This window comes from Micromonospora sp. NPDC049240, from assembly GCF_040647835.1.
In the GTDB taxonomy this organism is placed as follows: domain Bacteria; phylum Actinomycetota; class Actinomycetes; order Mycobacteriales; family Micromonosporaceae; genus Micromonospora.
This window is the reverse complement of the sequence record NZ_JBEZCX010000001.1, coordinates 136,674-149,658: the sequence shown is the minus strand read 5'-3', so window position 1 is coordinate 149,658 and position 12,985 is coordinate 136,674. Positions and strand designations below refer to the sequence as shown.

The 12,985-nt window shown below is 73.8% G+C and carries 11 protein-coding genes; 7 read left to right on the top strand and 4 right to left on the bottom strand.

Annotated elements, in window-relative coordinates:
• Positions 1-23: 23 nt before the first annotated feature.
• Positions 24-2,039, bottom strand: coding sequence for a serine/threonine-protein kinase (locus AB0B02_RS00690; protein ID WP_281942921.1), 2,016 nt, complete (start codon positions 2,037-2,039; stop codon positions 24-26).
• A gap of 202 nt (positions 2,040-2,241) precedes the next feature.
• On the opposite strand from AB0B02_RS00690, the gene AB0B02_RS00685 reads away from it, so the two are divergent.
• Positions 2,242-3,825, top strand: a complete 1,584-nt coding sequence (locus AB0B02_RS00685; RefSeq protein WP_357292184.1) for a methylmalonyl-CoA mutase family protein — start codon at positions 2,242-2,244, stop codon at positions 3,823-3,825.
• A 484-nt stretch (positions 3,826-4,309) separates the two neighbouring features.
• Positions 4,310-5,569, top strand: a complete 1,260-nt coding sequence (locus AB0B02_RS00680) for an amidohydrolase (protein ID WP_281942918.1) — start codon at positions 4,310-4,312, stop codon at positions 5,567-5,569.
• Here the strand turns inward: AB0B02_RS00680 and AB0B02_RS00675 are convergent.
• Positions 5,526-6,497: a DUF4349 domain-containing protein gene (locus AB0B02_RS00675; RefSeq protein ID WP_281942916.1), complete on the bottom strand. Its 972-nt coding sequence runs from the start codon at positions 6,495-6,497 to the stop codon at positions 5,526-5,528. The two genes, AB0B02_RS00680 and AB0B02_RS00675, sit on opposite strands and share 44 nt — an antisense overlap.
• A 124-nt stretch (positions 6,498-6,621) precedes the next feature.
• On the opposite strand from AB0B02_RS00675, the gene AB0B02_RS00670 reads away from it, so the two are divergent.
• Genes AB0B02_RS00670 through AB0B02_RS00655 form a run of 4 tightly spaced genes read left to right on the top strand, consistent with a single transcriptional unit; the run spans position 6,622 to position 10,019 of the window.
• Positions 6,622-7,254: an MBL fold metallo-hydrolase gene (locus tag AB0B02_RS00670; protein ID WP_357292164.1), complete on the top strand. Its 633-nt coding sequence runs from the start codon at positions 6,622-6,624 to the stop codon at positions 7,252-7,254.
• On the top strand, positions 7,247-8,227 hold the full coding sequence (locus tag AB0B02_RS00665; RefSeq protein WP_357292158.1) for a hypothetical protein: 981 nt from the start codon (positions 7,247-7,249) through the stop codon (positions 8,225-8,227). Before AB0B02_RS00670 ends, AB0B02_RS00665 begins: the two co-directional genes overlap by 8 nt.
• Before the next feature lie 40 nt (positions 8,228-8,267).
• On the top strand, positions 8,268-9,014 hold the full coding sequence (locus AB0B02_RS00660; RefSeq protein ID WP_281942911.1) for a hypothetical protein: 747 nt from the start codon (positions 8,268-8,270) through the stop codon (positions 9,012-9,014).
• Between the two features lie 42 nt (positions 9,015-9,056).
• A complete protein-coding gene (locus AB0B02_RS00655; protein WP_357292151.1) occupies positions 9,057-10,019 on the top strand; it encodes a GNAT family N-acetyltransferase in 963 nt (320 codons plus the stop codon).
• A gap of 75 nt (positions 10,020-10,094) precedes the next feature.
• Here AB0B02_RS00655 and AB0B02_RS00650 read toward each other — a convergent pair whose 3' ends face one another.
• A complete protein-coding gene (locus AB0B02_RS00650) occupies positions 10,095-10,550 on the bottom strand; it encodes a gamma-glutamylcyclotransferase (RefSeq protein WP_281942908.1) in 456 nt (151 codons plus the stop codon).
• 106 nt (positions 10,551-10,656) lie between these two features.
• On the opposite strand from AB0B02_RS00650, the gene AB0B02_RS00645 reads away from it, so the two are divergent.
• On the top strand, positions 10,657-12,060 hold the full coding sequence (locus tag AB0B02_RS00645) for an NAD(P)H-quinone dehydrogenase (protein WP_357292138.1): 1,404 nt from the start codon (positions 10,657-10,659) through the stop codon (positions 12,058-12,060).
• Between the two features lie 4 nt (positions 12,061-12,064).
• On the opposite strand, the gene AB0B02_RS00640 is transcribed toward AB0B02_RS00645, so the two are convergent.
• Positions 12,065-12,982 (bottom strand): PhzF family phenazine biosynthesis protein, encoded by a 918-nt coding sequence (locus AB0B02_RS00640; protein ID WP_357292127.1) that lies wholly within the window; start codon positions 12,980-12,982, stop codon positions 12,065-12,067.
• Between the last annotated feature and the right edge of the window lie 3 nt (positions 12,983-12,985).

Here is a 12,985-nt window from a genome sequence, read left to right as displayed (position 1 = left end):
CACCACTGGTCGTCGGCCTCGACTCAGTTGTCGGCCGTGAGCCGGAACGAACCGGCCATCGCGTCGAAGATCGGCTTGCTTTCGGCGAACCGCGCGTCGGTGGAGGAGAGGTAGAACGAGTAGACCTTGCCGTCGGAGACCAGGCCCCGCCAGACGCCGTGCCGCATGGCGTCGCCCTCGCCGCAGGTGTATTCGACCTGGCCCGCGTTCTGGCCGGCGAGCGGCTGCTCGGAGACCGACACCTCGGTGTAGGGGGCCGGGCAGTTCTTGCTCTTGGCGCTGTTCTTCTTCAGGTTGCGTGAGGCGAACTCGGCCCAACTGATCGAGGTGCCGCCCCAGTCCTCCGCGATGACCCGCACCTTGCGGCCCTCGTCGTTCGGGTCGACGTAGTCGACGTAGAGGCCGCCGGTCTGCCGCTGCCAGCCCTTGGGCACCTGGATGGTGATGCCCTTGACGGTCTGCTCCTGCATCTCCGGCGCGGCGGCGGCCGAGTTCGACGGCAGCGTGCCCACGATCGGCGGCGGCGCGTCGTCACCGCCGCCGCTGGTCAGCGCGATCACGCTCACCAGCAGCACCACGGCCAGGCCGCCGGCGGCGGCGAGCTGGACCTTGCGGGGCCACGCCTTGACCTTGCCGAGCAGCCCCGGGGACGTGCCACCGCTCGCGGCCGGCGCGGTGGCCGGCGTGGTCCACGGCTGGCCGGTGCCCGGCACCGACCACTGCGCGCCGCCGCCGTACACCGGCTGGGTGGCGTCGGCGTTGCCGCCGTAGGTGGCCGGCGTGGCGGTGGGGACGTGCTGGGTGGCGTCCGTGCCCGCGCCCTGGTCGAACCGGACGGTGGCGTCCGGCGAGATGCGCTGGGTGGCCTCGGGCGCGTCCGGCCCGGACATCGCGCCGGTCGGCGTGTGCAGCGGGCCGGCGAGCGCGTCGGCGCTTGTCTCGTCGAGCGCCGCGGCGCCGGTAGCCGGCTTCGCGGCGGGGCGCTCCCCGCGCCGCAGCGCGGCGAGGCGGTCGGTGAGCGACTCGCTCGGGCCGATCATCGCCCGGCCGCCGATCTGCCCGCTGGGCTTCGGCTCCGGCGCGGCCGGCGGCGGCGTGGTCGGGCGCGGCACCGGCACCACCGCGTACGGGTCGGTGACCGAGTTGACCGCGGTGGCGGTGCTGGTCAGCGGGCCGGCGAGCAGCTCGCGCAGCATGGCCCGGGCCCGGTGCACGTCGAGGCGGCGGGCCGGGTCCTTCTCCAGCAGGCCCATCAGCACGCCGGTGAGCGGGCCGCTGCGCTGCGGCGTGGCCGGTGGGTCCTCGACCACGGCGTGCATGGTCTCGATCGGGTCGCCCTTGTCGAACGGGGGCCGGCCCTCGACCGCGGTGTAGAGCGTCACGCCGAGCGAGAACAGGTCGCTGGGCGGGCCGAACTCCTGGCCCATGGCCCGCTCGGGGGAGATGAAGTGCGGCGAGCCGAGCACCATGCCGGGCGTGGTGAGCTGCACGTCGGTGGGCATCCGGGCGACGCCGAAGTCGGTCAGCACGCAACGCCCGTCGGAGCAGATCAGCACGTTGGCCGGCTTGACGTCGCGGTGCAGCACGCTGAGCGCGTGCGCCACCTCCAGCGCGCCGAGCAGCGCGATGCCGATCTTGGCGACCGCGCGCGGCGCGACCGGCCCGTCCTCGATCACCATGTCGGCCAGACTGCGGGCGTCCAGCAGCTCCATCACGATCCACGGCCGGCCACCCTCGGTGACCACGTCGTAGACCTGCACCACGGCCGGGTGCTGGATCGCGGCGGCGGCGCGGGCCTCGCGCAGCGTCCGTTCGTAGAGCGCGTCGCGGTCGCTGGGGGCGAGCCCCGGCGGGAGGACGACCTCCTTGACCGCCACGTCGCGGCGCAGAAGTGTGTCTGTGGCCCGCCAGACCGTGCCCATGCCGCCGTTGCCCACCGGGGATCGCAGCGAGTAGCGACCACCGATGGTGGTGCCGGGCGCCGCGCGTCCAGTGGGAGGACTGGCCGGTCCGCCGCTCCACGTCGGAATCTGAGTCACAGAAAAGCCACCGGGGGATATCGAGGGGGCTGGGACACAACCCCTCTATCTTGCTGGTTCCGACGCCCGATGCGAAACCCGACGCGGCGGGCGTTTACCTACTCGACGGTATGTGGCCAGCTACTCACCTCCGGTGGGCCGCCGGTGCCGGTGTGCGGTATCCCTCACCCATCGGGCGGCGACCGCGTCCTACCATCCGGTAATGAGTGATGCGCGGTCAAGCGAGTCGGGTTTCCCGATCAAGGGCGTCTACACGGCGGCCGACCTTCCGGCGGACCTGGACGCCCGACTCGGTGAGCCGGGCGAGTACCCGTACACCCGCGGGGTCTACCCGACGATGTACACGTCCCGGCCGTGGACCATGCGGCAGTACGCCGGCTTCGGCACCGCCACCGAGAGCAACGCGCGCTACCACCAGCTCCTGCGGGCCGGCACCATGGGCCTGTCGGTCGCGTTCGACCTGCCCACCCAGATGGGGTACGACTCGGACGACCCGATCGCGCACGGCGAGGTGGGCAAGGTCGGCGTCGCCATCGACTCCATCGAGGACATGCGCACGCTCTTCGGCGGCATCCCGCTGGACAAGGTCTCCACCTCGATGACCATCAACGCCCCCGGCTCGGTGCTGCTGCTGCTCTACCAGCTCGTGGCGGAGGAGACCGGGGTGCCGGGCGGGGCGCTCAACGGCACCATCCAGAACGACATCCTCAAGGAGTACATCGCGCGGGGGACGTACATCTTCCCGCCGAAGCCCTCGCTGCGGCTGGTCGCCGACACCTTCGCCTACTGCCGGGCCGAGGTGCCGAAGTGGAACACCATTTCCATCTCCGGCTACCACATGGCCGAGGCCGGCGCGTCGCCCGCGCAGGAGATCGCGTTCACGCTGGCCAACGGCGTGGAGTACGTCCGGGCGGCGCTGGCGGCCGGGCTGGCCGTGGACGACTTCGCGCCCCGGCTGTCGTTCTTCTTCGTGGCCCGCACCACGCTGCTGGAGGAGGTCGCCAAGTTCCGCGCGGCCCGCCGCATCTGGGCCCGCCTGATGCGCGACGACTTCGGCGCGAAGAACCCGAAGTCGCTGATGCTGCGGTTCCACACCCAGACCGCCGGCGTGCAGCTCACCGCGCAGCAGCCGGAGGTCAACCTGGTCCGGGTGGCGGTGCAGGGCCTGGGCGCGGTGCTCGGCGGCACCCAGTCGCTGCACACGAACAGCTTCGACGAGGCGATCGCGCTGCCCACCGAGAAGGCGGCCCGGCTGGCGCTGCGGACCCAGCAGGTGCTGGCGTACGAGACGGATCTCACCGCCACCGTCGACCCGTTCGCCGGGTCGTACGTGATCGAGGCGATGACCGACGAGCTGGAGGCGGCGGCGGTCGAGCTGATGGACCGGGTGTTCGACCACGGCTCGGCGGTGGACGCCATCGAGGTCGGCTTCCAGAAGCGCGAGATCGAGCAGTCCGCGTACCGGATCGCCCAGGAGATCGACGCGGGCGAGCGGGTGGTGGTCGGGCTGAACCGGTTCCGGGTCGACGAGGAGGAGCCGTACGAGCCGCTGCGGGTGGACCCGTCGATCGAGGCGGCCCAGGCGGACCGGCTGGCCAGGCTGCGCGCCGAGCGGGACCCGGGAGCGGTCGAACGGGCGCTGGCCGAGCTGCGCGCCGCGGCCGAGGGTGACGCGAACGTGCTCTATCCGATGAAGGAGGCGCTGCGGGCCCGGGCCACGGTGGGCGAGGTCTGCGGGACGCTGCGCGACGTGTGGGGCATCCACCGGCCGAGTGACCGGTTCTGAGACGTCCCGACGGCGGCCCCGCCGGCACCCTCGGGTGCCCGGCGCGGGCCGCCGCTCGCATTCTCGCGGGTGTGCGATTTCGGAATGCGGGTAACCCGATCGGGTGAACGGGACGGACAGCATGTGCGGTCGGTGAGCGGACGGCCATGTCACCGTCGGGAGTCGCCCGGCAGCCGACGGTTGTCGGGCAATTGTCGGAGTGGCAGTTAATTGCCGCGACTAATGCGACAATTCGGAACGACGACTCGGCTTCTGGTAATCGATGAATCGGTTACGCGTTGTAGGAGGTGGGGGGCAGATGACCGCGTCCGACCACGATCTACCTGCTGTCCCGCAGATATTCGAGCGCTCCCACCAGGGCATTCGTGACGCTGCGCGGTCCGATCGCTACGCGAAAGATGTTGCGCAGCGTCACCGTCGGGGGTCTAGGCTGTCTGCTGTTCTGCCCGATGATCCATCCCTCTCAAGTGATCGAGAATTCGACGTGACGAGTGCGTTGACGCTGCCCTCGGGCGGCCCGCTGGCGTCGTCCCGGCCCGAGGCGCCGACCGGTTCCCAGCCCCTGCCCTTCGAGCTCGACCATCTGCTCGCGCTGCGGGTACCCGGCCTCATCGCGACCCGCCGTCACATCCACTCCCACCCGGAACTGTCCGGCGAGGAGTTCGAGACGGCCGCCCTGGTGCACCGGGAGCTTTCCCTCGCCGGCCTGAGCCCGCGACTGCTGCCGAAGGGCAACGGCGTCATCTGCGACATCGACGGCCGCCCCGACGGGCCGGTGGTCGCGCTCCGCGCCGACATCGACGCGCTGCCGCTCAGCGACCCGAAGGACGTGCCGTACCGCTCGACGGTGGACGGCGTCTGCCACGCCTGCGGCCACGACGTGCACACCGCCGTGCTGCTCGGCGTCGGCATGCTGCTCGCCCAGCTCGCCGACCTCGGCGAGCTCGACGGCCGGGTGCGGCTCATCTTCCAGCCGGCCGAGGAGATCCTGCCCTGCGGCTCGCTGGAGGTGATCGAGGCCGGCGGCCTCGACGACGTGGTGCAGATCTTCGCGCTGCACTGCGACCCGAACCTGCCGGTCGGCAAGGTCGGCCTGCGGGTCGGCCCGATCACCGCCGCCGCCGACAACGTCACCGTCCGGCTCACCGGGCCGGGCGGGCACACCGCCCGGCCGCACCTGACCGTCGACCTGGTCGACGCGCTCGGCCGGCTGGTCACCGAGGTGCCGACGCTGATCAGTCGCCGGGTGCCGGCCAACAGCGGGCTGCTGCTGGTGTTCGGCCACGCCTCGGCCGGCACCCGCTACAACGTCATCCCCTCCGAGGCGTCCGCCGCCGGAACGCTGCGGGTGATGGACCGGGAGACCTGGGAGCAGGCCCCCAAGATCGTGGCCCAGGTGGTACGGGACGTGCTCGCCCCCACCGGCGCCACCGTCGACCTGGAATACCTGCGCGGTCGCCCGCCGGTGACCAACGACGCCGGGGCGATCGGCGTGCTCACCGCCGCCACCGCGTCGGCGCTCGGGCCGGAGGGCATCGCCGAGACGCCGCAGAGCATGGGCGGCGAGGACTTCTCCTGGTACCTGGAGCACGTGCCCGGCGCGCTCGCCCGCCTCGGCGTCGGCCGGAACGGTCCCAACATGGACCTGCACCGGGCCTCCTTCGACGTGGACGAGCGCGCCATCGAGGCGGGCGTACGCCTCATGGTCCAGACCGCGCTGCGGGCACTGGCGGCGGCGCGCTGACCGGGCCGCCGCCCGGCCCGACCGGCGGCGGTCCCATCGGGTACCGGCCGGGCGGCGGCGTCCGCCGGGCCCGCACCCGCCGCCGCCAGCGCAGCAGCAACCACAGCGGTACGCCGATCACCACCGCGAACGGCAGCACGGCGCCGAGCACGGTGAGCAGCACGCGTACCGAGGTGAGGAACACCGCCCAGCCGCCGCCCAGCCCGGAGAGGAAGCCGAGGTCGGCACCCTCCTCGGCGGTGCTGGCGTCGCGACCCAGGAACGTCACGGTGATGGTGGAGAGCGCGGTCAGGTCGGCCAGCCGGCGCTTGCGTGCCTCCAGCGCGGCCAGGTCGGCCTGCCGGGTGCCCACCTCGTTCTCCAGCGTGACGAGTTGATCCACGGAACTCGCCTGGGCGAGCAGCTTGCGGGCGCTCTCCACCCGGGCCCGCTGGGTGGCGATCCGGGCGTCCAGGTCGACCACCTGCTCGGTGACGTCCTCGGTGCGGATCTCCCGGCGCTCCTGCCGGCCGTAGCCGGCGAGCTGGTCGATCACGCCGGCGAACTTGTCGGCCGGCACCCGCAGGGTCAGCACCGCCCGGGCGTCCGCCGACGAACTGGACCGCCGGTCCCCGCCGACGAAGCCGCCGGCCGCGGTGACCGCGGTGGTCGCCTCCCGCGCCGCGGCGTCCACGTCGTCCACCCGCACCTGCATCGTGCCGGTGTAGATGATGGACCGTTGGTCCACCCGCAGGTCGGCGCCGCCGGTCCCGCCGGGCGCCGCCTGGTCCCGGTCCTGCGCGGCGCCACCCTCGGCAGCCGGTGCCGCCGCGTCGCGGCCACCGCTGCTCCCATCGCTGTCCCCGCCGGCGCTGCACGCGCCCACAGCCAGCATCGCGACCAGGCCCACCGCCACCAGGGACCCGCCCCGGAGTCGTCGTCCGCCCATTCCCCGCTCCGATCGTCGTCTCGGCCCCGCCAGCCGGGACCGATACCTCGGACGCGACGCGTGGTCGCGCCGGTTCCGGCAGACTGCGCTGAGGACGTCACGATTCGATATTGGAGGAGTCACGATGCGGCTCACCAAGTACGCCCACTCCTGTCTCCGGCTGGAGCACGACGGGGGAGTGCTGGTCGTCGACCCCGGTGTCTTCAGCGACGCGGCCGGGGCGCTGGACGGGGCGGACGCGGTGCTGGTCACCCACGAGCACCCGGACCATGTGGACGTCGCCGCGCTGACCCGGGCGCTGGCCCGGCGGGCGGTGCCGGTGCACGGCCCCGCCTCGCTCGCCGGCGTGCTCGGCGACGCCGCCGAGGCGCTCGTCGTGGTCACGCCCGGTGAGTCGTTCACCGCCGCCGGCGTGCCGGTGCGCGCGTACGGGGGGCAGCACGCGGTCATCCACCCGGACATCCCGGTGATCCCGAACCTGGGCTACCTGTTCGCCGACACGGTCTACCACCCGGGCGACGCGTTGGTCGCCCCCGACGACGTCCGGGTGGACACGCTGTTCGCCCCGATCCACGCGCCCTGGTCGAAGTTCTCCGAGGTGCTCGACTTCATCCGCGCGGTCGCCCCACGCCGCGCGTACGCGCTGCACGACGGGCTGCTCAACGCCAACGGCCTCGGCGTGCTGGACCGGCAGTACACCGCGATGTCCGGCACCGACTACCGCCGACTGGAGCCGGGCACCCGGATCGATGCCTGACGTTCCCGCCGACCTGATCCGGCGGCTCTACGCCACGCCGCCGGAGAAGTTCGTCGCGGCCCGGGACGCCGCCGTCGCGCAGGCGCGGGAGGCCGGCGATCCGCGTACCGCCCGGGAGATCGGCCGGCTGCGACGCCCCACGGTCGCGGCCTGGCTGGTCAACCTGCTCGCGATCCGGCGACCCGAGCTGGTCGCCGACCTCGCCCAGCTCGCCGACTCGCTCCGCGCCGCCCAACGCGACCTGCGCGGCGGCAAGCTGCGGGAACTCTCCGCCCAGCGGCGCGCCGTGGTGGGCGCGCTGGTCGCCGAGGTACGCAGGCTGGCCGCCGCCGAACCCGCCGCGCCGCCGGCCGGGAAGCTGCCGCTGGGCGAGGTGGAGGCGACGCTCAACGCCGCGCTCTCCGACACCGAGGTGGCCGAGCAGGTACGCGCCGGCCGGCTGCTGCGGGCCAGCCACTACGCCGGGTTCGGCGAGGTGCCCCGCCCGCAGCTGCGGCTGGTGACCGGCGGCGGGGACACGGCCGGCGTACCGGAACGGGCGGGTGAGTCCGGCGGGCCGGAGCGGGCGGGTAGGTCCGGCGGGCCGGACGGGGCGACCGCGCGGGCCGAGGCGCGGCGGGCCCGCGACCAGCGGGCGGCGCGGGCCGAACGGGCCGCCCGGCGGCGGGCGGCGACCCGCGAGCTGGCGAAGGCCCACACGGACCTGGAACGGGCCGAACAGGAACTGGCCGGGGCGGGCGCGGCCGAACGGGACGGCGTGGCGGCGCTGGACCGGATCGAGACCGAGCTGGCCGAGCTGGAACGCTGCCGGGCGGTGGCCGAACAGGAGCTGAGCCGGGCCCGGCTGGCCCGTCGGGGCGCGGAACGGACGGTCACCGCCGCCCGTCGGCGGGCCGGCGAGGTGGAGGCCGTGTTGGAGGCGCTCGACGCCGAAGAGGGGGATGCCGAAGACGGTGACGACCGGGCAGACTGAGCGTGATGAACGACCACGGTGGACGGACGGCGGGCCGGCCATGACTCCCGAGCAGGTCGTCGCCGCCAGCAAGCCACTGGTGCTGGAACTCGGGGAGGCGTTCTCCCGCTGCCCGTCCACGCTGCGCCGGGCCCGGCTGCTCGGCATCTCCGGGTGGGCCTTCTACATCACCGGGCGGGCCGGCGCGCTCGGCGACGTCCGGGCCGAGACGGTGGCCGCGACGCTCGGGTTCATCGCCCCGGAAGCGGTCGCGGACGGGTGGGACGCCTCGGCGCGGACGGTGCCGCCGCTGGAGGTGGCCGCCGCCAACCTGGCCGAGTGCTGCCGGTGGGGCGCGGCCCGGCTGGGCGACGCACCCGGGGTGTCCCGGCTCGCCGGGTTGCTCGGCCGGGCCGTCGACGCGGCGGACGGCAGCGCCATGCCGCTCTTCGCCGCCTGGCGGGCCATGCCGATGCCGGTGCCCGACCCGTCCGCCGGGGCCCGCGCGGCCGTCGGCCTGCTGCTGCTGCGCGAGCACTTCGCCGGGGCGTACCTGCTTGCGGTGCGGGCCGCCGGGCTGACCCCGCTGGAGGCGGTGCTGGCCGGCCCGGAAGGGGAGGCGGGCGCCGCCGCGTGCGGATGGGCGCCGCCGTACCCGCCGATCGGACCGCTGGTACGCCGCCGGATCTGGGCCGAGGCGGTCACCGACCGCCTGGTGTCCCCGGCGTTCCACGTCCTCGGTCCGGCCGCCGGCACGGAGCTGGTCGAGCTGCTCACCGCCGCGCGACGGCACGCCCGGCGCGGATAATTGGGAGGCGGAACGGTCGGGCCGGCTGCCAGGATCGGCCGCGTGACGCTCCCCGCCGGCTGGACGGCCCGCCGCCCCACCCTCGACGACGTCCCCGCGATCCTGGCAGTGGTGCACGCCGCCGACACGTTCGCGGTGGGCCACCCGGACTTCGACGCCGACGACGTGCGGGACGCGCTGACCGCGCCCTTCGTCGACCCGGCCCGGGACTCCTGGCTGGTCACCGACCCGGACGGGACGGCGGTGGCCTGGTCGATCCTGAGCAACCCGACCGGCGTGGGCCGGGAGTGGGTGGACGTGCTCGTCGATCCGGCCCGGGGCGTCGAGCTGCGCGCCCCGCTGCTGGCCCGGCTGCTCGACCGGGTCGCCGAACGGGCCGCCGAGCGCGGCGTGCCCGCGCTGACCGCGCGCACCGGCGCGTACGCGCCGGAGACCCGCTGGGCGGGCGAGCTGGTGGCGGCCGGGTTCACCCGGGTCAAGCGGTACGTCCGGATGAGCCGCCCGTTGGCGGACCTGCCGGCCGAGCCGGCCCCGCCGGCCGGGGTGACGGTCCGGCCGCTGCGCCCCGACGACGAGGCCGACCTGCGGCTGTTCCACCGGATCCACGACACCGCGTTCCGCGACACGCTCGACTACGAGCCGCTCGACTTCGCGCGTTGGCGGGAGCTGATCCCGGCGTACGGCAGGGTCTGGGACGAGTGGTTCCTGGCCGAGGTCGACGGTGAGCCGGCCGGCGCGTTGCAGTCCTCCGACCAGGCGGTGGAGCATGGCTCGGGCTGGGTCCGGACGCTGTCCGTGCTGCCCACCCACCGGCGGCGTGGGGTGGGCGCGGCGCTCCTGCGCCGGGCGTTCGCGGTCTACGCCGCCAAGGGGCGCGTCCGGGCCGGGCTGGGCGTGGACCTGACCAACCCGACCGCCCCGGTCACGCTCTACCGCTCGGTCGGGCTGGTCGAGGAGCGCTGGACCGACATGTACGAGCGGACCGTGCCCGCCCCGGAGGTGTGACCCGGGACCCCCGGGCCGGGGGTCGGCGAGCGGGCGGCCGGTCGTCCGGCGCACACTGTCGGGGTGGGAGACGCGCTACGCGGACGCTGTGCCGGTGGGGCGGGACCGCAGCTCGGTGACGTAGTCGTCCGGTGCGCCCGCCTTCTCCGCCGCGTTCGCGATCTCCGACAGGTACCACGACGTCGGCAGGCCGCCCTCGTAGCCGTCGAAGACGTAGACCCACGCGGTCACGTCGCCGTCCAGCGTCGAGATGCGGACGGTCAGCTTGCGGTAGGTCCCGGCGGTCACGCCCTCGATCTCGTCGAGCTGGGCGGCGTCGTACGGGTGGATGTCGTAGAGCGCCACGAAGACCCGGTCACCCGGGGACTCGACCACGGTGCTGACCGAGCCCTCCCAGCCGATGACGTCCTCGCCCGCGAAGGTGAGTCGCCACCCCTCCAGCCAGCCGGTGCCCACCATCGGCGAATGCGGACAGTAGGCGCGCATGCGAGCGGGGTCCAGGTTTGAGCCGTAAGCGGCGTAGAGACGCACGGCGACGACGATAGCCCGGTCGGCGGGTGGGGGAGAATACGACGGTGCGTGTCGGGCACGACGGGGAAAAGAAAGTCACTGTGAGCACGGACGAGAGGATGGCTCAGTGAGCCAGATTGTGATCATCGGCGGTGGACCGGCCGGGTACGAGGCGGCGCTGGTCGCCGCCCAGCTGGACGCCGATGTCACCGTGGTCGAGGCGGAGGGCGCCGGCGGCGCCTGCGTGCTCTCCGACTGCGTGCCCTCCAAGACCTTCATCGCCAGCTCGGAAGTGGTCACCGGCTACCGGGACACCGAGGAGTTCGGGGTGCACTCCGACGGCCTGGAGGCGGTCACGGTCGACGCCCCGGCGGTGCACGAGCGGGTCAAGCGGCTCGCCCTCGCCCAGTCCGCCGACATCCACGCCAAGCTGGTCAAGGCCGGGGTGGAGTTCGTCGCCGGGACCGCGCGGCTCGGCGAGGACAAGCTCGGCCACACCCACCAGGTGGTCGTCACCCCCGCCGACGGCGCGGCCCCGTACCCGGTCGACGCCGCCACCGTGCTGGTCGCCACCGGCGCGACCCCGCGCCAGCTCCCCACCGCGCTCCCCGACGGGGAGCGCATCCTGACCTGGCGTCAGGTGTACGACCTGCCCGAGCTGCCCGAGCACCTGATCGTGGTGGGCTCCGGTGTCACCGGCGCCGAGTTCGCCAGCGCCTACCTCGCGATGGGCGTCCGGGTCACGCTGGTCTCCAGCCGGGACCGGGTGATGCCGCACGAGGACGCCGACGCCGCGATGGCGATCGAGCGGGTGTTCCGCAACCGGGGCATGAGCATCCTCAACAACTCCCGGGCCGAGGCGGTCCGCCGGGTCGGCGACGGCGTGGAGGTGATGCTCTCCGACGGTCGGCAGGTCACCGGCTCGCACGCGCTGATCGCGGTCGGCTCGATCCCGAACACCGCCGACCTGGGCCTGGCCGAGTACGGTGTCGAGCTGGCCCGGGGCGGCTACGTCACGGTCGACCGGGTCTCCCGCACCAACGTGCCGGGCGTCTACGCGGCCGGCGACTGCACCGGCGTGCTGCCGCTGGCGAGCGTCGCGGCCATGCAGGGCCGCATCGCGATGTGGCACGCGCTGGGCGAGGCGGTGCGACCGCTGCGCCTGCGTACCGTCGCGGCGAACGTCTTCACCGACCCGGAACTGGCCACCGTCGGCGTGTCGCAGGACGAGGTGGACGCCGGCAAGACCCCGGCCCGCCAGGTGATGCTGCCGCTGTCCGGCAACGCCCGGGCGAAGATGGACGACCTGGCCGACGGCTTCGTCAAGCTGTTCTGCCGGCCGGCCAGCGGCCAGGTGATCGGCGGTGTGGTGGTGGCGCCGAAGGCCAGCGAGCTGATCCTGCCGATCACCATGGCGGTGGAGAACAACCTCACCGTCAACGAGCTGGCCCAGACCATCACGATCTACCCGAGCCTGTCCGGCTCGATCACCGAGGCCGCCCGCCAGCTCATGCTCCACGAGCTGGAGTGACGCCTCAGAGGTGAAGTTGGCCGGTCGCGGCCAGGGCGCAGCGACCGGTGAGCCTGGTTCCCTCGGGCGCGACGTCGATGGTCAGGACCGACGGCCGGCCCATCGCGCTGCCCTGGAGGAACCGCACCCGGTCGCCGACGAGCCCTAGCCGGTGCAGGTGGGCGGCGAGCGGACCGGCCGCGGTGCCGGTGGCCGGGTCCTCGTCGATCCCGACGGTCGGGTTGAAGAACCGGCAATAGGCGTCGTGCCCGGCGCTTGCGTCGCCGGACCGGCTGTAGACGTAGCAGCCCTCTGCCCCGAGGTCCGCCAGGACCCGGGCCAGGGCCGGCCCGTGGGGTTCGACGGCGTCGACGTCCCGGGGGGAGGTCAGGGCGACGAGTAGATGGGTGCTGCCGACGGATCCGGTGACCGGGGAAAGCGTCGGATCGAGGCGTACCGGGTCGCTTGCGGTGAGCGCCTCGCCCAGCGCCTGTGCCGTCACCGGGGCCTCGGCCAGCTCGACCGGCCCCTGGTCGAGACCGATGGTGAGCACCCCGTCGTCGGCGTCGATGTGCACCGGCAGCGCCTGGCCGCCGAGCTGCTGGACGGCTCCCGGTGCCCGCGCGGCGCCGATCGTGACGAGCCACCACCAGGCGCCGAGCGCGTTGTGGCCAGCCCCGCCCACCTCGTCGCCGCCGGGCGTGAAGGACCGTAGCGAGTGGTCGGCCCCCGGCAGGGTGGGGCGGGAGACGAACGTGGTCTCGGAGAGGTTGAACTCGACGGCGATGGCGGCCATCTGCGCGTCGGTGAGATCGTCGGCGTCGGTGACGACCGCGAGCGGATTGCCGGTGAGCGGACGGTCGGCGAAGACGTCGACCACGGCGTACGGGTGGGTGTTCCGGTTCCGGCCCGCGTCCGGCGTCACCGATCGAGGAGTGTCCACGCG